Genomic DNA, 18,824 nt, shown 5'->3' on the forward strand with positions numbered 1-18,824 from the left:
GGTAAATGTCGTTACAAATGCATACGGCGCAATCATAAGCTCCGCCAATAAAACAGGAGATTGCAGATGAACATGCGACTATGGCAGGGATTGATATTGCTGGGTATGCTGGTTGCGCAACCAGGCTGGGCGGTGGAAACGCTGTTTCTGGGGATACAGGACTACAATCGCAGCCCCATCATCGTGGCGGAAGAATTCCATGGGCTGACCAGCTACCTCTCCCGGGTACTGAAACGCCCGGTCAAAGTCGAGACGGTGCGCGATTCCGACAAATACCTGTCGGAAGCCAAGCAAAAAAAATTCGCCTTCATGTTTGCGCCGCCCTCGATGATCATGCAAGCCAACAAGCTCGCGGGTTATGAGCCGGTCGCCAAGATTCCGGGGCAGATCTCTGCCGGTTTCATGGCGTTGTCGTCCAGCGGCATCGCCTTTCCGGAAGACATGAAGGGCAAGCGCATCGGTTTTACCGACGAAGATTCCATGGTCACTCAGTTGGCCCTGGCGGACCTGCGCAGCAAACATATTGATCCGGCCAAATATTTCAAGAGCGTGGCTTATTACCATGACGTCGATGGTATTGCGACCGCCTTCAAGTACAAGCTGATCGACGTTGGCGTAGCGAATACCGGAGTGTTGACCTTGTGGAACAATAACGGCATGGATCTTAACCTGATCATGCAGAGCAAGGGCGTGCCTCATCTCACTTTCGCCGTGCGCGGGGACCTGCCTGACGAAATCAAACAGGCGGTTGCGCAGGCGCTGACAGGTGCCGACAAGGACAAGGAGGCGCAAAGTTATTTCCGGAATACCGGGTTTTCCAGTTTTGAAATCGCCAGCCTGGCTGATTACAAGGACATGGTGAAGCTGCTGAATATCCGCTGAATTGCGCTGGAACGCGCCAGGCAATAATCCCGCATTACCGGTTGTTCAGCGTTTCCAGGGTTCAATCGGGTGTAGGCAGCGTGGCATAATGGCAGGGTTTGCTTAACTCCTGCCGATCATGTCCAACTTGTGCAATTCTTCTTCCTGGCGTGCCCGACTGATCGGTGTTCACGGTGCCGCGCGCGACTGGCTTACCGATCAGGGGTCGCTTACGCGACGCATCATCGGGCATTGCCCGCAGTTCAGTGTGCGTCATGTAAGTCAGCGAGCCGGACGGGCGGCTCTGGATGAAGCTGTAATGACCGGTCTGCGTGAGAAACCCACCGCATTGCTGCGCGAAGTCTTTCTGTATTGTCACGAAACTCCGGTGGTATTCGCCCATAGCGTATTGCCGCACAGCAGCCTGCGCGGTGCATGGACGAAACTCGGCAAGCTGGGCAACCGGCCGCTGGGTGCAGCACTGTTCGCTAACCCCTGCGTGCGCCGAGTAGCGTTTGAATTCAAACGGCTTGACCCGCGACATCCATTGTATCGACGCGCCTGCGCACGGTTCGATCGGCGGCCGCCGTATCTATGGGCGCGGCGCTCATTGTTCAAATTGCAGGGTCGACCCATCCTGATCACCGAGGTTTTTTTACCCACGCTTCTGGAGTTGGCATGACGCTCGCACAGCGCTTGAGTCTGTATGAAAAATTGATGCGCCTGGATAAGCCGATCGGTATTCTGCTGCTGTTGTGGCCGACCCTGTGGGGGCTGTGGTTTGCTTCTGCGGGGCATCCGCAATGGATGATAGTGTGGATTTTTGTGCTGGGTACGGTACTGATGCGCTCGGCCGGTTGCGTCATCAATGACTATGCCGACCGCGATTTCGACGTCCATGTGGCGCGCACCAGGGATCGCCCGCTGGCGGCTGGGAGAGTGAGCGGCAAGGAAGCCCTGCTGCTGGCTGCGGCCCTGTCCGCACTGGCTTTTCTGCTGATCCTGCCGCTCAACCGGCTGGTGATGATGTTATCCGTGCCGGCGCTGTTCCTGGCCGCCAGCTATCCCTACACCAAGCGTTTTCTTGCCATTCCGCAAGCCTATCTGGGCATTGCTTTCGGCTTTGGCATTCCCATGGCCTATGCAGCGCAGCTCGGCAGCGTGCCGATGGACGCCTGGCTGTTGCTGATAGCGAATATCTTCTGGGCGGTTGCCTACGACACCGAGTACGCCATGGTGGATCGTGATGACGACATAAAAATCGGTATCAGGACTTCTGCGCTGACGTTCGGGCGTTTCGATGTGGCGGCGGTGATGCTGTGCTATGCCGCGACTTTGCTCTTGCTTGCCTACGTGGGCTGGCGCCAGGGCAGGGGACTCTGGTTCGATGCGGGATTAGGTGTGGCGGCATCAATTGCCGTTTACCATTACACCCTGATCCGGGACCGCGACCGCGCACGCTGCTTCAAGGCATTTTTGCACAACAACTGGCTGGGTGCGGCGGTGTTCGCCGGGCTGGTACTGGACTACTGGTTACGTTAATCAGTGAGAGCCGGGCGTGCAATCCACCCGCTTGAGTTGGGTGTCTGCATAAGACTGCTGGAGTTGCGCCAACTTTGCCTGTTCGGCGGCATCCAGATCACGCAAGGTAAATAGGCTGGGAGTTTTTCCACGTGCCTCGATGCTCACCGTTTGTACGCCTTTCTTGTGCAGTTCAGCCACGCGCGCTTCGGCTATTGACTGCTTGGCATATAACCCGAGTGAAATTGCGTTTTGCCACGGACCGGCCGGGCGCACCACGGCGATGTCACGCACGCCCAGATTTGTCAGCTCCGCGAGCTTGTTATCCGCCGCTGCCTTGGATGCCAGGGGCGGGTAATACACCCAGTAGGGGCCGCCTGGTGTGCCCAGCGCCTGACGGCTGAGACGTTCGCCCAGCTTGAGCTGATCCAGTGCAGCGATGGCATTGTCATACTGCGCCGGGGCTACCGGCCCCCAGGTCATGCAGATTTTATCGTTGGCAGCGGGCTTGGCTACAGCAACCTGAGCGGGCTGAGGTGCAGGTACGGGTGCATTGGCGGGCGGAGTTTTAGGGGACGTGGCACGCGGCTCCCCAACCAGCGCGATACGCTCAGGGTGTAGTGAAGTATGCGCGCGATGCGTTGAGCTCATGTCACCACCCCATTGCAGCAGGGCGAATACGGCCAGATTGGCAAGCAACAATAATAAAAACAGCAGTCTCACAAACACTCCTCGTGCGCGATCGCGCGCAATCCTTCCAGTACCAGATTCTCCACTAACTGCAGGGGCTGCGGAAGATACAGGGCAATCCGCGCGCCATCCCCGCCGCTTACAATCAATTCCGGCAAATCGCCGGTCTGGCGAGCCAGTTGCTCGCGCAATAACGCGACCGCTCCGCCAATCGCCAGGATGCGGCCGCTCTCCAGCGCATCCGCCGTGTTGGCCGGCCAGGCGTTGAATTGGCCCGGGTCGTTAGCCAGACCTGCGGTTCCTTGCTGCAGCATGCTGCCCATCATGTGGTAGCCGGGCAGAATGACGCCACCCAGGAAATCGCCCTGATGCAGCGCATCCACGGTGATCGCCGTGCCGCAATTGACCACCAGCGCGTTACCGGCGCCGAGGTGGTGCGCACCGATCAGCGCAGCCCAGCGGTCTGCGCCCAGTTGCCCGGGCGTGGTGTAAACATTGCGTACCCCGCACTGGCTGGCACGGGCAGTCACTTGTTGCACACTGACCGCGTAGCGCGCCAGACTATGTTCGAGCGCAGCTTGCAGTTGCGCGCCGCCTACATTGCTGAGCACGATTTTCTGCGGGGTGGGGAGCTGGTCCAGCGCGCACTCGAATTCGTGTATTTCACGGTGCATGCATCGGCCGTGTGCCAGCCATGCCTGCCCGTCGTGCAGACCCCATTTAATGCGGGTGTTTCCCGCGTCGATCGCCAGAATCATGAGAGGCGGCGAGTCAGGTGCACTTCGCCGCCATTGAGCGCCAGCTGCTTTCCGTCTGCGCTTTGCAACAGCAATGCCCCGTCAACGGATACGCCCACCACAGTGCCCAGCTGGTCATTGCCATTGGCAAGCAGCACGCGTACCGGCTTGTCCTGAAAAGCGTGGGCTGCGAGCCATTCTGCGCGTAATCGAGTGAGGCCGGACTGCTCAAAATCCTGCATGACATCATCCAGATGAATCAGTAACGCAGCCAATAACCGGTTGCGCTCGACGCGGATGCCGCATACTTCGTTCAGGTCGGTCACTGACTGATCGATTTCGGCACGTACCGACACCGGCAACTGCAAATTAATGCCCATGCCGATCACGGCAAATGAGGGCCCCATCACATCGCCCTGCACCTCAATCAGAATCCCCCCCAGTTTGCGGTATTGCCAGAGCAGGTCGTTCGGCCATTTGAGCTGTACCCCATCCGCGCCGAATTGACGCAGTGCACGCAGCAGCGCCACGCCCACGGCGAGGCTCAAGCCGGAAAGCGCAGCGATGCCTGTATCAAAGCGCCACAGTACCGAGCAGGCAAGACTGCCGCCCAGCACACTTTGCCAGACGCGCCCGCGCCGTCCGCGTCCGGCAAGTTGAATCTCCGTTGCCAGGCAACTCCGATGGGGTGCACCGTCTACCGCAGCTCGCATCAGCTCAGTATTGGTCGAGTCGAGGTGCTCGGTCACACGGACATGAAACTGGTCTGCACGGGTACCCAGCGCCTGCCCGATTGCGTCGGTGTCGAGCCAGTCGGGTGCTGCGGGGAGACGATAGCCGCGGCCGCGCACCTTGTTCAGCAGCATGCCCTGGTCCTGCGCTACCTGGAGTGCATTCCAGATGCTGGCGCGCGATACATTGAAACGCTGTGCGAGCACTTCTCCGGAGTGAAATTCACCGTCGGACAAGACGCGCAGCAGGGGAAATAATAATGGATTCAAGGCAGAAATCAGGATTGAATTGCCACTATGTTAGCACGCCGGATCAGCCCTCCAGCAGCCCGCTGGGCAGTCCGTCTATGCTCATGCGGTTTTTTTCGCGCCAGTAGTCGAGGAGCCCGGCAGCCCCCTTTTTTTCCGCCCAGCGCGCCAGCGTGTCACGCTCGCCCGTGTAAACATATTGCGGTACCGCATAACCGCATGAAGTCTGTACCGAGTCGATATTCAGGTCAATGATTTGACGTTCTCCCGGCAGTGCAGGGAAATGCCCCCGCAAGGCTGCCCAGTCGGCATCGCGCGGCTTTACGGCGCGGCCTTGCCCATACAGCCGCAGGATCAGCGGGTCGGCGTCGAAGCTGCAAAACATCAGCGTCATGCGCCCGTTTTCGAGCAGGTGCGCAGCGGTTTCATTACCGCTGCCGGTGAGATCAAGATAGGCCACCCGGTTTGGACCCAGTATGCGCAGACTGTCCAGGCCTTTGGGTGAAAGGTTGATGCGTCCCTGCTGAGGTGCGCTGGCAGTAAAAAATATTTTTTGGCTGGCGATGAAATGCTCATGCTGCCCGGTCAGCGCGGGATAAAATCTTGCCATGTTTTTCTCCTGTTGTAGCCAGCAATGGCTCAAATTCGAAGTGCAAATTTTGGTTAACGGATTGGACTGAATACGCAGCAGGATCTACCGATGCAGCCTAACCTGGCGTGCGCTGAGCCTGAACCTGCAGGATACGGGCGAGCGTCATCAGATCATGCGGATTCAGGTCGGAAATCATCCAGTAGACCATGCCCGCTTCGCTCCAGTGCAGCAGATGATAGCCCTGGATCGACAGGGTGCGGAGTGCGGTCTGCCGTTCGTTGGCGGCGGGCCAGATGTAAACATTGATCAGGTGCAGGCGATGGCGGTATACCAGCGCCGCCACCGGACGGTGATCAAGATAATCGAGCCTGCCGCCAACCAGCGGGAAGCCCTGCGCGGTCAAATCGGCAACAGGGGGGGAGAAATCCAGCTTGCCGTCGAACCACGGCTTGACCGTGTGCTGATCGGAGGAGGCGACATCGGCAAGATGGTTGACCATCAGCGAACGTACATGGCTGGAAAGCACCTCTTCGGCGAGGAGTTCATTGGGCGATGGCGTTGCCAGATAAAGGCCGGCACTCCATATCAGTGCGACCAGCGAAGCCAGCAGGGTGCCTGCATTCAACCAGTTCCATGATCCCCACTGCCACGGCCGCCGCTTTGTCGTGGCGGCAGCAATTTCAGGTTCCAAAGGCAGCGCCGCCCTGATGCGGCTTTCCAGATCAATGGGTGCCTGAAAATAGGTAGCGCGTTGCTTGACTGCGTCACGCAGTGCCGACTGGCTGGCAAAGGCATTGTGGCAGGCAGGGCAGGTTTGCAGATGCTGGTCCATTTCACTGGATTCAGGCAAGCCCAGCTCCTGATCCAGGTGTGCGGGAAGTAGCTCCAGAGTTCGTTTGCAATCCATCGCGTGACTCCTTAATTCATCCGCTCAAGGCAGGCTTGCAGCAGCCTGCGGCCGCGTGCCAGGCGGGACATCACCGTGCCGATGGGAATGCCGGCGATATGAGAGATTTCCTTGTAGGACAAATCCTCCAGTTCTCTCAATACCAATACTTCGCGAAATTCAACCGGCAGTTGCTCCAGCGCCCGGTCCAGCAGGCGTTTGTCGTCGTTGCGTGCCAGGATGGCTGCGGGATTATTGTCCGGCTGATCGCATAAGGTTGCCGAGTCCGCTTCGATGAAATCGTGGAACGTCTCATCGCAAAACGCGTTCTGTACGTGGTTGCGATTCTGCTGCAACCAGGTGTAGGTAGTATTCCTGACGATGGCGAGCAGCCATGCCCGCGCATCTCCGCCATGAAAGCCATCGAAGAATTTGAAGGCGCGCAGATAGGCCTCCTGCACGATGTCTTGCGCATCCTGATCGCTGTGGGTGAGCCAGCGCGCCAGGTTGTAAGCGGCGTTCAGATGCGGCAATGCAATCTCTCCGAACCGCTTGGCTTTCATCGCTTCAGTCACTGCCATCCCATCATATGGTTATACCGGTTAGCGCGCCATTGTATTCCAGCACCCCTGTTAAATCCATTTGGGTGCCGCGTATGTATTGCCGCGCGCGAAGTATTTTTATCGCGCGGGAATAAGTAAGTGGAGTGAACGGTATTGCATGTTGCAGGCGTTCGATCTCGATAACTACATTGGAGGAAATAATGGAAAAAATACTGGATAGGCGCGAATTTTTGAAATTGAGCGGGCTGGCTGGCGTGGTATTTGTTTCCGGTCTGGCGGGTTGTTCCAGCATGGCGGAACGTGGCGCGGCGAAGGAATTTTATTTCGTCCAGCTTTCGGACACGCATTGGGGTTTCAAGGGGCCTAAAGTCAACCCAGACGCAGAAGGCACCCTGAAAAAAGCAGTCGCCGCGGTCAACAGCCTGGCGCAACCGCCGGATTTCATCGTATTCACCGGCGACTTGACCCACACTACCGACGACCCACAGGAACGCAGAAAGCGTTTGTCAGAGTTCCGCGATATCGTCAGCGAACTCAAGGTAAAAAACATTCACTTCATGCCGGGCGAGCATGATGCCTCGCTGGATCATGGCGAGGCTTATCAGGAATTCTTCGGCAAGACCCATTACACCTTCGACCACAAAGGTGTGCATTTCATCGTGCTGGACAATGTTTCTGACCCCACCGCAAGTATCGGCGAGGCGCAGTTGCAATGGCTTGCCGCAGATTTGAATGCCCAGCCCCAAGACGCAAGAATCGTGGTCTTCACCCACCGTCCGCTGTTCGACCTCTATCCGCAATGGGACTGGGCTACCCGTGATGGCGACAAGGCGATCGCGCTGCTGATGCCGCACCCGAACGTTACGGTGTTTTACGGACACATCCACCAGGAAAATCATCATATGACCGGGCATATTGCGCACTACTCGGCGAAGTCGCTGATTTTTCCGCTACCGGCACCTGGTTCGCAGCCCAAGCGGGCACCGGTACCCTGGGATGCAGCACAGCCGTACAAAGGGCTGGGTTATCGCGATGTCGAAGCGGAGGTGCAGACGGCCGAATATCGCATTACGGAGCTGCCTGTGGTGAAAGGATAAGGCCATGAAATTCGAATCACGTGGGATGAAGCTCACCGTTTTGGCCGCTGTTCTGGGGGCTGGCCTGGTTAGCACCGGCGATTATGCGAGCGTGCAAGCGGAAGATCCGGTCATCAAAATCGTGGCAAAGAAATTCGATTACACGCCGAATGAAATCAAGCTGAAAAAGGGCGCGCCGGTGATACTTGAGTTCACCACGCTCGATGTGTTCATGGGCTTCAAGGTGCCTGATCTGGGCGTGCGGGCCGACATCATTCCGGGCAAGGTTACGCGTTTGCGGCTGGTGCCGGACAAGGTCGGGACTTTCCCGTTTGTGTGCGATGTTTTTTGCGGCAGCGGGCACGAGGATATGACGGGCACCATTGTCGTAACTGAATGACTCTCGTCATTCATGCAGAGAGGAGCGCAGTTCGAATGCGGGAGGTGGTCTTCCCGCATTCCTTCTTCATCAGCGAAAATATCAGGGTTTGATGTAATCGAAGCCATGCTGTTGCAGCTGCATAATGCGGACAATCCCGCCCGGTACAATAGCTGATGCGTCAACCAGCTTGGGCCGATGGCCGAGGGATTTTGTCATCCCCGTTAGGGTTACATTGCAGGCATCGAATTCCGCACCTTGCGCATCCAGCGCCTTGATGCGCTCGGCTACCGGGCTGTCGGCGAACAACATTTTCAGCCCCGGGCCATAGGCTACCATCACGATCTGCACATTGTCCGGACCGAAATAGGCCATCAGGTTCGTGATGTTATTGAGTGTAAGCCCCCACAGCTGCGGGTTGTCTTCACTTACCTGCAGCACAACGTGGGCCTTGGCAAAAGGATGGGGATGAAGGAATTCCGGTGTCTCGAACTTGTAGGATTGCAGCATCGAAGTTTCGGCCCAGGTCGGGCTGACGCCCCCTCCGAGGCAAACCATAAGTGCTGCGATCATTGATACGGTATGTGTTCTCTTCATCATGTTGCTCTCCTGATTGATATTAAGGTTGTGCGAAGCATGTATCGCGCCGGAAAATTTGTCCTATGGTTGCCGGACTGTCGCGCCGATTTGGTATCCGCTTTCATGCGTGCTCCGATCAGGCGATCGGTAAATGCAATACCAGTCCAGCACAATATTTATTCCTGTTGCGCAGGCTGTGGCGCCATGCGCTGATGCGTTAAACTGGATAGCATGTATCAATGGATGGTCTGGCTGAATCTTTCAACACAACAAAACATGGCCTATAAACGTAAAGCCCGCATACTCTTTCTCGGTGGCCTGCACCCGGTTCCGCCCAACCTGGCCGCACACTATGCCAATCGTCTGGGAGCGGAGTGGATGGAAGCGCGCGCCACCGTATTGCCCGGCGTGGCGGGCGATGTGCCGGTTCTCGGAGAGGCTGCTGTGGAATGGGCGGACCTGCTGGTTACGCTGGATGCGGTAGCCAATGCAGCATGCCCGCCGTTGCGTCCCGGTCTTCAGCATCGCCATTATCCGTTCGAGCCGCTCCCCTCTGGGACCGACAAGCCTGCCTGGACAACTTTGGCAGGCCGCATTCGCGAACGCGTGGAAGGCATGATCGGCGGCATGCGGTTGATGCAGCAGGCCGCTTTGGACGATGACGGTTTATAATCCAGCTAAATATTGAAAATAACCAACGGAGATATCCATGGCCGAAAACACCATTTCCCAGAATGATGCCGAACACGCCCAGCTGACTCACTTTCTGACCCAGCAATACTTGTGCGAATCGCTTACCGTGGCCGAGGTGAATACCCTGCTCAATTACCTGACCGTGCTGCACTTCAGCACGGATGCGGTGATTTCGGATGTGGGCGACGTCGGCGACGAATTGTATTTTGTGGTCAAGGGTGAAGTTGCCCTGGTGATTCCGGATGGCAACATCGAATATGAAGTGGTGCGCTCGGGCGCGGGTGAAATGCTCGGCATGATGTCGTTTTTCGACAAGCGCGCACGCTCGGTCAGATTGGTTGCCAAGGCCGCGGATACGCAGGTGCTGAAGTTGCCGCGCGCCATGTACAAACGCATGAAAGTCGAACATCCCTATATCGCGATCAATATCGTCGAGCAGGCGGTGCTGAGTATGGATCATCTGTTCCGCGCCGTCAGCAGCGATCACGCACAGTTCTCCCATTACCTGTACGGCTCGGGTGTCAAAGCCTCAGCGGACTAAGCGCTGCTAACAACTGTACGCAAGTTTGCTGCTACCTGCGGCCTATTTCACCACCACCGTGCCGGTCATATATTTGTGAAATCCACAACGATATTTATAGGTACCGGCCACGCTGAAGGTATGGCTGAAATGGTCGCCCTGTTTCAGCACGTCTGAAGAAAAACCAGCCGAATCCGTGTCGCCGACGATGCTGTGACTCGCTTTATCCTGATTCGTCCAGGTCACACGGCTACCGGCAGGCACTTCAATGACGGCAGGCGAGAAGGCGAATCGGGAAATGCTTACACTGCCGTCGGCGTGTGCCTGCGTGGAGGTGGCTGACAATGTCATCATCAATGCCGGCAGGAAAATGCTGCCCAGGTTTTTAAACATAACATTACTCTTTTGATCGAATCCAATGGCCCGGGCGCCTGCTGCATGCCCGGTGAATACATTTACTTATGGTCAACGTCTTTTTTCATTGGTGCCAGAATCGCCAGTAACTTGTTGCCCGCGCCAATCGGCACGTTGTTGTCCGCAAAAGACATTTGCAAATCCTCTACCAATGCATTGAACTGTGCCGAATTGATGTTCATGCCCTTGTGTGCTTCACGCATGCTTTCTCCCGTGTAAATACATGGCCCGCCCGTCTCTGCGCAGACCTGTTCGACCAGCATCATCTTCAGATGCGGAATATTGGCATTGGCAAAAACAGTCTTGATGCGCTGATCCTCGAGCACATGCATCAGCATGCCGTCGATGATTTTGGTAATGCCCGGCTTGCCGCCCAGCTGGTCGTACAGGCCGGGATTGTCTGCCGCCATCGCGACATTGATGGAGAGCGCCGCCAGCGCTCCAGCGAGAAGAGTACGAACTGATTTCATGAAATGACTCCTGAGTTAGAAACTGAATTGACCAGACAAATACACGCCTTGCTTGCGCGTCGAGTTGGCACCGGTGCGCGTCGTATCCGGTAGTGATCCCAAATCCGCATAAGCAGCGACCAGGGCAAAGCGTTTGTTGGGAATGTATGCAACATAGATGTCTTTATAGTCATCTTGCCGGGTGTGCACGCCAAGGGGCATGCCCAGGCCGTTGTCCGGATTCTGACGATACTCGGCGCCTACCAGCCAGGTATTGGCCGGATCAAGGAACACACCTGCCGAGCCTTCAAACTGGGCTTTGTAGCGGTCATTGCCGGGGCCACCAAAACCCAGCAATCCCATCTGGTTGGCTTTGGTCATGCGTACTGTTCCGTTCAACAGGACATTGCGCCCTGCCAAACCGCCCAGAAAGACTTTGCTGGCTGCCACATAGAAATCCGTGCCGGATTCGTGACGCGCGCCCAGCGTTTTGGGAATAAAGCTGTAATCAAGATTGCGCTTGTATTGCAGGCCCACTGAAACTTGCGGTATAAGCGTGTCTTGTGCGTAAATCGCATCACCGAAAAGTTTTACTTTTACGCCAAATACATCCTGGCGAATGGCGGGCGAAATATTCAGTCCGAGTCCGGACAGCACGGTGTTGTCGAGGCTGAGTCTTTGCCGGGCGTAAGACAATTCCACCCGGTCATGCAGACCGACCGCAGCGCCATAACTGACCAGATCATAATTGGATACTCTGACGTTCGTCAGGAATGCCGTGCCGCCGATTTCATCTTCGGTTCCATACCCGGAAATCAGCGCCCATGGCACAATGCCGCCACCCGCAGAGCCTTCAATTTCCGTTGCGCCACCAGTAGCCAGCAAGCGGCCTCCCGCGTGCGCAGCTGAGACACCTGTCATACACAAACCCATTGCCAGGCCACATGACAGCAAGGCGCTGTTCAGTTTTTTTCTGCTCAACGCAACTCCAGACATACTGCCTCCTCGTAAATTTCAAAATTCATAAAATGGTTCTTTCCGATATTGCGAGCGCCCTGCCGCATTGATTCCTGGCCCGGAAAAGTTTCCGGAACCGGGTGCGGCAGGGGTTGAGAAAGGAGCTGAAAACACAGCGGTGAAACAATGCCGTTCAGCCGATAAATGCAGCCGGGACAGGGTCTTCGCCCAAGGCGTTGAGCAAGACTGACCAATGCATGGTTTCGTCGCCAAGAATGCTTGCAGCTGCTTTGGCCAATTCCCGGTTGTGGAACACCGGCACTGCGCCCAGGTATGCAAGAGCAGCGCCATGTTCCAGACCGGCTGCGAAACGCAGTACATCAGCCTGGTTCTTGAGTTTTTCGACCGGGAAACCATAACCGCTGACGGCGAGCGCTTCGACTGGCGTGCCGCCCAGTTTCTTGACGGTTGTACTCAATATGTCGGCGTGTGCACGATGCTGGCTCTGGAATTTCACGGCGACGCCAAGCACGGGTTTTTGCAATAAATTGCTTTCGGCACCCACCTGATAAGCGGCGATGGCCTGATACTCAAGCGCCAGCGCTGTGTTCAGGACGGCGATGTCGCCCTGGTCGCTTTTCGATATGCCGGATTTCATGGCCGCGGCGGCGGCCGGATTGGCGTGCGCAAGACTGACGGCTGCGAGTGCACCCAAAGACATGACACTTGCCTGGCGCATGAACCCGCGACGGGCAGGGTCGATAAGAATGTTGCTCAGGTCGTTTTGCATTTGAACTCTCCTTTTAGGTGGTGGGTAAGCTACCCACTACCATGTACGAGCGTTCATGCAAATTGGATTCAGGAAGTGACCAAAGGCCCCTGATAAAGTACCGGGCCGGTAGGCTGGCCAGTAGGTGAACCGCCCGCAGGCTCAAGGCTGATCGCGACAGCCGGGGCACGCGCGAACTGGCCGCTCACCTGAGTTGGCAATGCCGCCGTTTTACTGCCAGTCAGTGGTACCAGGCCCAATGACACAGGTTTTGCGCCAGTGGGGAGCAACCATAACTGCAGGGATTGATTTGCCGCCAACGTACGTGGTGCAAGCGATTTGATGGTGAGCTGAGAACCGCTTGCGCTGACCACCCAGGCCGGCTTGGCTTGCGTATCGTTAATCAGTGCAACATAGGTCAGCGCCGGTGCGCGCAGCGGCACAATCGCGATATACACAGCCAGCATCAGCGCGGCCGCTGTGGAAATCAGCCCCAGATTGCGCCAGAAAGCGAGGCTCCAGCGCGATACCGTTTGCATCCCGAGGCGTGTCTGGATATTGCGCCAGACATGTGGCGGCGGGTTAATGGGCGGTATGGCATCAGCCAGCGGCATCAACCGGGTCTGCCACGCAGCGACCTCATCGCGCAGGCTTGCATCGCTCAGCAGCAAACGTTCGAAGCGTGCCCGAGCATGGCCGTGCAGCGTCCCCAGCACATACTCGCTTGCCAGTTTCTGCCGTAGTTCGGGGTCGCTATACTTCATGCGCACCTTCCAGACATTTTTTAATTGCGCCCAGTCCGCGCCTGATCCAGGTTTTAATGGTGCCGACAGGTAACTGCATATGCAGCGCCAATTCCGAATGCGTCAGGCCCTGCCAGAAAGCCAGTGCGATCGTTTGCCTTTGCCGGGCTTCGATCTGCTCCATGCAGTCGTTCAACACTGCCGCATCACGGGACTGCGCCAGCCGGTCGAACAGCCCGGCGGATTCATCCGGCCAGTTTTCTTCGGCGTCATCGTTCACCACATCCTCGCGCCGCGGGCGCCGCAGCCAGTCCAGAGCCCGATTGCGCACAATATGCGTCATCCAGGTCATCGGCGCTGCTTTCGCGCTCGCATAGCTCGGGGCATGGTGCCAAATGCTGACAAACGATTCCTGCAAAATTTCTTCCGCCCAGTCCTGTCTTCTAACTATACGTAGCACAACGGCAAACAGTTTTGCTGAAGTGAGGCGATAGAGGCGTTCAAATGCCTGCTGATCCCCGAGCGCACAGCGGGAAAGCAAGTCGATCAGGGGATCTTCAGCAGAGGGCGGTGGCATGTAATTAGTGTTGTGGTGAGTACGGGTAGCGAGTGTAAAAAGTGTAGAGGAAAAAAACCTGCTACTTGAGTATTTGTAACTGTTGCGGGTTCAATGATCAAAAAAGAAGCCTCTCGGGCTGACGCGAGTAACCCGTATAACTCGCGGATGGAAAAAATCACCCACAGCAGGCGCAATTGATCAATCAGTTTCTTCGATTGGAGGGCGCCGGAGTGCACTTTCCAGGTCCGAGTAAGCTTGCGTTTTAACATGCGTAATCCTCTTGGATATCACTCGACTCCAATCGGGATGTACCAAGTTCGAGGGGCAGGGGGGGAGACCGAGGAACTCCAGGTACTTGCTGGTCTCGGGCTGCGCATTACCTGCGTGTGCAACAAGATTTCGTAACAACTTGGCTTCTGTCCTTGGATGGAGAAAGGTGCCAGTGTATTTTGGATAGGCGGTCTTGTTGGTAGTATCAGGATACGACAATTCGATTACCTGGAAGAAAAGAAGGGTGCTGAGATAGGGATTAGTCGAATCCACAGCCATTGCCCAAAGCCTGAGTTGGAGGGCAAGGGAACCAGTCCATTGCTGTGGGCAGGTTCCTGGAGGAATGCCACCGAGTACCCGAGTCACAAGCTTTAGTTCAACGGTGCCTGTGGCGGTACATGCCACTGCGCGTAATCGCACGTTGGTCAGAAAAAATATTCTGTCAAGCTCGCGATCAATCAGTTGCTGTGCATCGGAGTCATCTGGTCCTGTAGTTTCAACGGTTGCGTAGTAGCCATCTGACTGCAATTTTAGGTCAATGGTTGACGGCAGAGCTGCCTTGAATTGATCGTATTCGAGATCAATCCCCTGATCTTCAAAGGCTAGATGGTAAACAGTAAGCATGCTGTGCGTTTTAACTTAAAGTCGATGTCTCAATGACAGAAAATAATACGTCAATACTCACATGGAGCGTGGACTAATTTAAATTAGCCTATCCGGACAGATAGGGGGTTTCGTAAGATCAATCCAGTGTCGCCAAAACAAAGTATTTATTGGAAATTTTGACAAGCGTTGGCGAGGTGAGCGGACCCGGTTTTTTTTCACTAAACACCCCCGCCAAATCGATTCTGCCGCCATGCTTCAAACACCGTCACGGCGACCGAGTTCGACAAATTCAGGCTGCGGCTCCCTGCCACCATCGGCAGGCGGATGCGTTGCTCGCCAGGGAATTCATCCAGCACGTCTGCCGGCAACCCGCGTGTTTCCGGGCCGAATACAAACACGTCGCCCGGCGCGAACTGGCAGGTGCCGATACTGACCGACGCTTTGGTAGTGAGCGCAAACAGGCGATGTCCATTCAACCGGGCGCGGCACGCTGCCCAGTCTTCATGCACCACCACACTGGCGTACTCGTGGTAATCCAGCCCGGCGCGGCGCAACTGTTTGTCTTCCAGTGAAAAAGCGAGCGGTTTGACCAGATGCAGGGTGCAGCCGGTATTGGCGGCAAGACGGATGACGTTGCCGGTATTGGGCGGGATTTCCGGCTGATAGAGAACGATGTTGAACATGGGCAGGAAAGTCGGGGTCTACGGGATATAATCCACTCATAACGATTAAACGAGGCTTGCGCATGGTACCGCATTTAACGACTGCCCTCACCGGGCCGCTGCTGGACATGGAGCGCCTGATTCTGGGCGCAACACCGCAGATTGAACGCTGGTTTCGAAACCAGTGGCAGGAACACGCCGCACCGTTTTACACCTCCGTGGATCTACGCAACAGCGGCTTCAAGCTGGCACCTGTCGATACCAACCTGTACCCCGGCGGGTTTAATAATCTCAACCCTGATTTCATCCCACTGGCAGTGCAGGCGGCAATGAGCGCGGTGGAAAAAATCTGTCCGGACGCGCAGCGCCTGCTGCTGATCCCGGAAAACCACACGCGCAATCTGTTCTATCTGCAAAACGTGGCGCAGCTGGCCAATATCCTGCAGCAAACCGGGCTGGAAGTGCGCCTGGGCAGCTTGATACCGGAGTTGACCGAACCGCTCAAGGTGGATCTGCCTGATGGCACCTCGCTGCTGCTCGAACCCATCGTGCGTCACGGCAACCGCATTGGCGTGGCGGGTTTCGACCCATGTGCGATTCTGCTTAACAACGATCTGTCCGGCGGTATCCCGGCGCTGCTGCAAAATATCGAGCAATCGCTGCTGCCGCCGCTGCATGCCGGCTGGCATGTGCGCCGCAAGTCGCGCCATTTTGCCGCCTACAACCAGGTGGCGACAGAGTTCGCCGCGCTGATCGGGCTCGATCCATGGTTCATCAATCCGTATTTTTCCACCTGCGGACGCGTCAATTTTCAGGAGCGTCAGGGCGAAGAATGTCTGGAGAAAAATGTCGCCATCGTGCTCGAACAAATCCGCAACAAATACGCCGAATACAAGATCGACGCCGAGCCTTTTGTGATTGCCAAGGCCGATGCAGGCACTTACGGCATGGGTATCATGACGGTGAAAGATCCGTCCGAAGTGCGTGAACTGAACCGCAAGCAGCGCAACAAGATGGCGGTGGGCAAGGAAGGCCAGCAAATCTCCGAAGTCATCATCCAGGAAGGGGTGCATACCTTCGAGAGCATCAATGACGCGGTAGCAGAGCCGGTGGTATATATGATCGACCATTTCGTCGTCGGCGGATTTTATCGCGTGCATACCGGACGCGGGCCGGATGAAAACCTCAATTCGCCGGGGATGCACTTCGTGCCGCTGGCATTCGCTACCCCGTGTTGCACACCGAACCGGTTGGCCAATCCTGATTCCACCCCAAACCGCTTCTATACTTACGGCGTGGTGGCGCGGCTGGCGATGCTGGCGGCTTCCATCGAACTGGAACAGACCGATCCGGACAACCAATGAAGCTTGCCTTTATCCTCGACCCGCTAGCCGCGCTCAAAGCCTACAAGGACAGTACGGTCGCCATGCTGCGCGAAGCAGCGGCGCGCGGCCATGCGCTGTTTGCGCTGCGCCAGGCGGATATTATCCTGCGCGACAATCAGATCATCGGCTACGCCAAGCCGTTGCGCGTTAGCGCCGACAACGCCAACTGGTTTGAGTTGGGAGCCGCCGAGGCGACGCCATTGAGCCACTTCGATGCGGTGGTGATGCGCAAGGACCCGCCGTTCGATACCGAATACCTGTACACCACGCACCTGCTGGAGCTGGCGCAAAGCCACGGCGCACGGGTATTCAACCGTCCCGATTCGCTGCGCGATTTCAACGAGAAGCTCGCCATCGCGCGCTTTCCGCAATTTACCGTACCCACGCTGGTAACGCGGCGTGCCTCTCATATCAAGGCATTCCTGACAGAGTATGGCGACGTGATTCTCAAGCCGCTGGATGGCATGGGCGGAGCAGGGATTTTCCGGGTGCGTGGCGATGACGCGAATCTGAATGTCATCGTGGAAACACTGACCCAGCTGGAAACCCGCACGGTGATGGCGCAACGCTATATCCCGGAAATTACCCGGGGCGACAAGCGCATCCTGCTGATCGACGGCGAGGTGGTGCCGTTCGCGCTGGCACGAATTCCCGCCGAAGGAGAAACGCGCGGCAACCTGGCTGCGGGCGGGCGCGGCGTCGCTCAACCCCTGTCCGAACGCGACCGCGAAATTGCGCAGACCATTGCGCCGGCGGTGCGCGATCTGGGATTGTTCCTGGTCGGGCTGGACGTGATCGGCGACTATCTCACCGAAATCAACGTCACCAGCCCCACCGGTTTTCAGGAAATCACCCAGCAGACCGGTTTTAACGTGGCCGGGATGTTCATCGATGCGCTGGAACGGCGATGCGCTTGATCGGTGTTTTGGCGCTATTGCTGCTGGCTTTGGCAGGTTGTGCCAAACCGCCCCTTTACACCCAGGAAAGCTACGTATTCGGTACCCGCGTGGAGGTGAGCATTTACGGCGAACCGGAAGCCAAGGCGCGCCGTGTCACAGCGCAAGTATTGCGCGATTTCGACGCGATGCACCACAGCCTGCATGCCTGGGAGCCGGGCACGCTGGAGCGCATGAACGGCATCTTCGAACTGAGTCCGAGCCAGGCCGCGATTGCGCCCGGCATGATTCCGATTATTCGCGATGCCACGCGTTATTCGGAACAATCGCAAGGCTTGTTCAACCCGGCCATCGGCAACCTGATCCGCTTGTGGGGGTTTCAGTCCGATACTTTCAAGGCGAAATTGCCTGACCCGGTAAAAATCGCCGAACTGGTGCGCGCCAATCCGCAAATGCGTGACATCGTTATCGACGGCATCATGTTCCACAGCACCAACCCTGCGGTGCGGCTGGATCTGGGCGGTTATGCCAAGGGCTATGCACTGGACGTGGCGGCCCGCTATCTGCGCAGCCAGGGGGTAAAAAACGCGCTGATCAATATTGGCGGCAATATCCTGGCGCTGGGGCAGCACGGCGACCGCCCATGGCGCGTAGGCATCCAGAATCCGCGTGGTCCCGGTCCCATCGCCACGCTGGATTTGCGCGATGGTGAAGCCATCGGCACCTCGGGCGACTATCAGCGCTACTTCGAAGTGGGCGGCAAGCGTTATTGCCACATCATCGATCCGCGCACCGGCTGGCCCGCGCAAGGGGTACGGGCGGTCACCGTCCTGATTCCGCCGTCAGACCATGCCGGTACCCTTTCGGATGTCGCCAGCAAGCCCATTTTCATTTCGGGGAGTGCTGGCTGGCGTGCCGCAGCGCAACGCATGGGCGTGGCTGATGTGATGTTTATCGACGGGCAAGGGCACGTCGAACTCACCGACGGCATGAAACAGCGTCTGCATTTCGAATCACTGTCCTGACTGCGGTAGAAT

At 56.9% G+C, this 18,824-nt stretch carries 25 protein-coding genes; 10 read left to right on the top strand and 15 right to left on the bottom strand.

Translation table 11 applies throughout. From position 1 onward, the window contains the following. The first annotated feature begins 66 nt into the window (after positions 1 to 66). From ACFDAU_RS02555 to ubiA, 3 genes are all read left to right on the top strand, one after another. On the top strand, positions 67 to 882 hold the full coding sequence (locus tag ACFDAU_RS02555; RefSeq protein WP_413438502.1) for a phosphate/phosphite/phosphonate ABC transporter substrate-binding protein: 816 nt from the start codon (positions 67 to 69) through the stop codon (positions 880 to 882). 118 nt (positions 883 to 1,000) lie between these two features. After that, a complete protein-coding gene (locus tag ACFDAU_RS02560) occupies positions 1,001 to 1,543 on the top strand; it encodes a chorismate--pyruvate lyase family protein (RefSeq protein WP_413438503.1) in 543 nt (180 codons plus the stop codon). Then, positions 1,540 to 2,403, top strand: coding sequence for a 4-hydroxybenzoate octaprenyltransferase (ubiA, locus tag ACFDAU_RS02565; RefSeq protein ID WP_413438504.1), 864 nt, complete (start codon positions 1,540 to 1,542; stop codon positions 2,401 to 2,403). Before ACFDAU_RS02560 ends, ubiA begins: the two co-directional genes overlap by 4 nt. On the opposite strand, the gene ACFDAU_RS02570 is transcribed toward ubiA, so the two are convergent. From ACFDAU_RS02570 to ACFDAU_RS02595, 6 genes are all read right to left on the bottom strand, one after another. Further along, positions 2,404 to 3,105, bottom strand: a complete 702-nt coding sequence (locus tag ACFDAU_RS02570; RefSeq protein WP_413438505.1) for an SPOR domain-containing protein — start codon at positions 3,103 to 3,105, stop codon at positions 2,404 to 2,406. Then, positions 3,102 to 3,830 carry a type III pantothenate kinase gene (locus tag ACFDAU_RS02575; RefSeq protein WP_413438506.1) on the bottom strand — a complete coding sequence of 243 codons (729 nt, stop codon included), beginning with the start codon at positions 3,828 to 3,830 and terminating at the stop codon, positions 3,102 to 3,104. The genes ACFDAU_RS02570 and ACFDAU_RS02575 overlap by 4 nt, the downstream gene beginning before the upstream one ends. Beyond that, positions 3,827 to 4,810, bottom strand: coding sequence for a biotin--[acetyl-CoA-carboxylase] ligase (locus ACFDAU_RS02580; protein ID WP_413438507.1), 984 nt, complete (start codon positions 4,808 to 4,810; stop codon positions 3,827 to 3,829). Before ACFDAU_RS02580 ends, ACFDAU_RS02575 begins: the two co-directional genes overlap by 4 nt. Positions 4,811 to 4,853: 43 nt before the next feature. After that, entirely contained in the window at positions 4,854 to 5,399 is a 546-nt protein-coding gene (locus tag ACFDAU_RS02585; RefSeq protein ID WP_413438508.1) for a pyridoxamine 5'-phosphate oxidase family protein, read from the bottom strand. Positions 5,400 to 5,496: 97 nt separating this feature from the next. Further along, positions 5,497 to 6,288 (bottom strand): anti-sigma factor family protein, encoded by a 792-nt coding sequence (locus ACFDAU_RS02590; protein WP_413438509.1) that lies wholly within the window; start codon positions 6,286 to 6,288, stop codon positions 5,497 to 5,499. A gap of 11 nt (positions 6,289 to 6,299) precedes the next feature. Further along, positions 6,300 to 6,848, bottom strand: coding sequence for a sigma-70 family RNA polymerase sigma factor (locus ACFDAU_RS02595; protein ID WP_413438510.1), 549 nt, complete (start codon positions 6,846 to 6,848; stop codon positions 6,300 to 6,302). A 182-nt stretch (positions 6,849 to 7,030) separates the two neighbouring features. Here ACFDAU_RS02595 and ACFDAU_RS02600 point away from each other — a divergent pair, with 182 nt between their 5' ends. Together ACFDAU_RS02600 and ACFDAU_RS02605 are read left to right on the top strand one after the other, a co-directional pair. Further along, positions 7,031 to 7,927: a metallophosphoesterase family protein gene (locus ACFDAU_RS02600; RefSeq protein WP_413438511.1), complete on the top strand. Its 897-nt coding sequence runs from the start codon at positions 7,031 to 7,033 to the stop codon at positions 7,925 to 7,927. A gap of 4 nt (positions 7,928 to 7,931) precedes the next feature. Next, positions 7,932 to 8,306, top strand: coding sequence for a cupredoxin domain-containing protein (locus ACFDAU_RS02605; protein WP_413438512.1), 375 nt, complete (start codon positions 7,932 to 7,934; stop codon positions 8,304 to 8,306). 81 nt (positions 8,307 to 8,387) lie between these two features. On the opposite strand, the gene ACFDAU_RS02610 is transcribed toward ACFDAU_RS02605, so the two are convergent. Then, positions 8,388 to 8,885, bottom strand: a complete 498-nt coding sequence (locus tag ACFDAU_RS02610) for a hypothetical protein (protein WP_413438513.1) — start codon at positions 8,883 to 8,885, stop codon at positions 8,388 to 8,390. A 255-nt stretch (positions 8,886 to 9,140) separates the two neighbouring features. On the opposite strand from ACFDAU_RS02610, the gene ACFDAU_RS02615 reads away from it, so the two are divergent. Both ACFDAU_RS02615 and ACFDAU_RS02620 read left to right on the top strand, forming a co-directional pair. Next, entirely contained in the window at positions 9,141 to 9,536 is a 396-nt protein-coding gene (locus ACFDAU_RS02615; protein WP_413438514.1) for a hypothetical protein, read from the top strand. A 37-nt stretch (positions 9,537 to 9,573) separates the two neighbouring features. After that, positions 9,574 to 10,098: a Crp/Fnr family transcriptional regulator gene (locus tag ACFDAU_RS02620; protein WP_413438515.1), complete on the top strand. Its 525-nt coding sequence runs from the start codon at positions 9,574 to 9,576 to the stop codon at positions 10,096 to 10,098. Positions 10,099 to 10,140: 42 nt separating this feature from the next. Here the strand turns inward: ACFDAU_RS02620 and ACFDAU_RS02625 are convergent, their stop codons facing one another. The 8 genes from ACFDAU_RS02625 to ACFDAU_RS02660 form a co-directional block, all read right to left on the bottom strand. Further along, positions 10,141 to 10,470, bottom strand: coding sequence for a plastocyanin/azurin family copper-binding protein (locus ACFDAU_RS02625; RefSeq protein WP_413438516.1), 330 nt, complete (start codon positions 10,468 to 10,470; stop codon positions 10,141 to 10,143). Positions 10,471 to 10,532: 62 nt separating this feature from the next. Then, positions 10,533 to 10,961 carry a group I truncated hemoglobin gene (locus ACFDAU_RS02630; RefSeq protein WP_413438517.1) on the bottom strand — a complete coding sequence of 143 codons (429 nt, stop codon included), beginning with the start codon at positions 10,959 to 10,961 and terminating at the stop codon, positions 10,533 to 10,535. Positions 10,962 to 10,976: 15 nt separating this feature from the next. Further along, positions 10,977 to 11,921 (bottom strand): DUF3034 family protein, encoded by a 945-nt coding sequence (locus tag ACFDAU_RS02635; RefSeq protein WP_413438518.1) that lies wholly within the window; start codon positions 11,919 to 11,921, stop codon positions 10,977 to 10,979. Between the two features lie 169 nt (positions 11,922 to 12,090). After that, positions 12,091 to 12,687, bottom strand: a complete 597-nt coding sequence (locus tag ACFDAU_RS02640; RefSeq protein ID WP_413438519.1) for a ferritin-like domain-containing protein — start codon at positions 12,685 to 12,687, stop codon at positions 12,091 to 12,093. Positions 12,688 to 12,755: 68 nt separating this feature from the next. After that, the gene (locus ACFDAU_RS02645; RefSeq protein WP_413438520.1) at positions 12,756 to 13,430 is read right to left on the bottom strand and encodes an anti-sigma factor domain-containing protein; all 675 of its coding nucleotides are present in this window, start codon (positions 13,428 to 13,430) and stop codon (positions 12,756 to 12,758) included. Continuing rightward, positions 13,420 to 13,986 (bottom strand): sigma-70 family RNA polymerase sigma factor, encoded by a 567-nt coding sequence (locus ACFDAU_RS02650; RefSeq protein WP_413438521.1) that lies wholly within the window; start codon positions 13,984 to 13,986, stop codon positions 13,420 to 13,422. Before ACFDAU_RS02650 ends, ACFDAU_RS02645 begins: the two co-directional genes overlap by 11 nt. A 180-nt stretch (positions 13,987 to 14,166) precedes the next feature. Further along, positions 14,167 to 14,862 carry a hypothetical protein gene (locus ACFDAU_RS02655; protein WP_413438522.1) on the bottom strand — a complete coding sequence of 232 codons (696 nt, stop codon included), beginning with the start codon at positions 14,860 to 14,862 and terminating at the stop codon, positions 14,167 to 14,169. A 200-nt stretch (positions 14,863 to 15,062) separates the two neighbouring features. Continuing rightward, on the bottom strand, positions 15,063 to 15,527 hold the full coding sequence (locus ACFDAU_RS02660; protein ID WP_413438523.1) for a tRNA (cytidine(34)-2'-O)-methyltransferase: 465 nt from the start codon (positions 15,525 to 15,527) through the stop codon (positions 15,063 to 15,065). Positions 15,528 to 15,589: 62 nt separating this feature from the next. Between ACFDAU_RS02660 and gshA the strand changes: the two genes are divergently transcribed. From gshA to ACFDAU_RS02675, 3 genes are read left to right on the top strand one after another with little or no spacing between them, the layout of a single operon-like run. Next, the gene (gshA, locus tag ACFDAU_RS02665) at positions 15,590 to 16,870 is read left to right on the top strand and encodes a glutamate--cysteine ligase (protein ID WP_413438524.1); all 1,281 of its coding nucleotides are present in this window, start codon (positions 15,590 to 15,592) and stop codon (positions 16,868 to 16,870) included. Beyond that, positions 16,867 to 17,808 (top strand): glutathione synthase, encoded by a 942-nt coding sequence (gshB, locus tag ACFDAU_RS02670; protein WP_413438525.1) that lies wholly within the window; start codon positions 16,867 to 16,869, stop codon positions 17,806 to 17,808. The genes gshA and gshB overlap by 4 nt, the downstream gene beginning before the upstream one ends. Next, positions 17,799 to 18,812 carry an FAD:protein FMN transferase gene (locus ACFDAU_RS02675; RefSeq protein ID WP_413438526.1) on the top strand — a complete coding sequence of 338 codons (1,014 nt, stop codon included), beginning with the start codon at positions 17,799 to 17,801 and terminating at the stop codon, positions 18,810 to 18,812. The genes gshB and ACFDAU_RS02675 overlap by 10 nt, the downstream gene beginning before the upstream one ends. The last annotated feature ends 12 nt before the right edge of the window (positions 18,813 to 18,824 follow it).

Source organism: Sulfuriferula sp. GW1, from assembly GCF_047300855.1.
Lineage (GTDB): Bacteria > Pseudomonadota > Gammaproteobacteria > Burkholderiales > Sulfuriferulaceae > Sulfuriferula.

Coding starts and splice junctions, on each gene's coding strand:
- ACFDAU_RS02555 (WP_413438502.1), top strand. CDS start 67: ATGAACATGCGACTATGGCAGGGATTGATATTGCTGGGTATGCTGGTT.
- ACFDAU_RS02560 (WP_413438503.1), top strand. CDS start 1,001: ATGTCCAACTTGTGCAATTCTTCTTCCTGGCGTGCCCGACTGATCGGT.
- ubiA (WP_413438504.1), top strand. CDS start 1,540: ATGACGCTCGCACAGCGCTTGAGTCTGTATGAAAAATTGATGCGCCTG.
- ACFDAU_RS02575 (WP_413438506.1), bottom strand. CDS start 3,830: ATGATTCTGGCGATCGACGCGGGAAACACCCGCATTAAATGGGGTCTG.
- ACFDAU_RS02585 (WP_413438508.1), bottom strand. CDS start 5,399: ATGGCAAGATTTTATCCCGCGCTGACCGGGCAGCATGAGCATTTCATC.
- ACFDAU_RS02590 (WP_413438509.1), bottom strand. CDS start 6,288: ATGGATTGCAAACGAACTCTGGAGCTACTTCCCGCACACCTGGATCAG.
- ACFDAU_RS02595 (WP_413438510.1), bottom strand. CDS start 6,848: ATGGCAGTGACTGAAGCGATGAAAGCCAAGCGGTTCGGAGAGATTGCA.
- ACFDAU_RS02600 (WP_413438511.1), top strand. CDS start 7,031: ATGGAAAAAATACTGGATAGGCGCGAATTTTTGAAATTGAGCGGGCTG.
- ACFDAU_RS02605 (WP_413438512.1), top strand. CDS start 7,932: ATGAAATTCGAATCACGTGGGATGAAGCTCACCGTTTTGGCCGCTGTT.
- ACFDAU_RS02610 (WP_413438513.1), bottom strand. CDS start 8,885: ATGATGAAGAGAACACATACCGTATCAATGATCGCAGCACTTATGGTT.
- ACFDAU_RS02615 (WP_413438514.1), top strand. CDS start 9,141: ATGGCCTATAAACGTAAAGCCCGCATACTCTTTCTCGGTGGCCTGCAC.
- ACFDAU_RS02620 (WP_413438515.1), top strand. CDS start 9,574: ATGGCCGAAAACACCATTTCCCAGAATGATGCCGAACACGCCCAGCTG.
- ACFDAU_RS02625 (WP_413438516.1), bottom strand. CDS start 10,470: ATGTTTAAAAACCTGGGCAGCATTTTCCTGCCGGCATTGATGATGACA.
- ACFDAU_RS02630 (WP_413438517.1), bottom strand. CDS start 10,961: ATGAAATCAGTTCGTACTCTTCTCGCTGGAGCGCTGGCGGCGCTCTCC.
- ACFDAU_RS02640 (WP_413438519.1), bottom strand. CDS start 12,687: ATGCAAAACGACCTGAGCAACATTCTTATCGACCCTGCCCGTCGCGGG.
- ACFDAU_RS02645 (WP_413438520.1), bottom strand. CDS start 13,430: ATGAAGTATAGCGACCCCGAACTACGGCAGAAACTGGCAAGCGAGTAT.
- ACFDAU_RS02650 (WP_413438521.1), bottom strand. CDS start 13,986: ATGCCACCGCCCTCTGCTGAAGATCCCCTGATCGACTTGCTTTCCCGC.
- ACFDAU_RS02655 (WP_413438522.1), bottom strand. CDS start 14,862: ATGCTTACTGTTTACCATCTAGCCTTTGAAGATCAGGGGATTGATCTC.
- ACFDAU_RS02660 (WP_413438523.1), bottom strand. CDS start 15,527: ATGTTCAACATCGTTCTCTATCAGCCGGAAATCCCGCCCAATACCGGC.
- gshA (WP_413438524.1), top strand. CDS start 15,590: ATGGTACCGCATTTAACGACTGCCCTCACCGGGCCGCTGCTGGACATG.
- gshB (WP_413438525.1), top strand. CDS start 16,867: ATGAAGCTTGCCTTTATCCTCGACCCGCTAGCCGCGCTCAAAGCCTAC.
- ACFDAU_RS02675 (WP_413438526.1), top strand. CDS start 17,799: ATGCGCTTGATCGGTGTTTTGGCGCTATTGCTGCTGGCTTTGGCAGGT.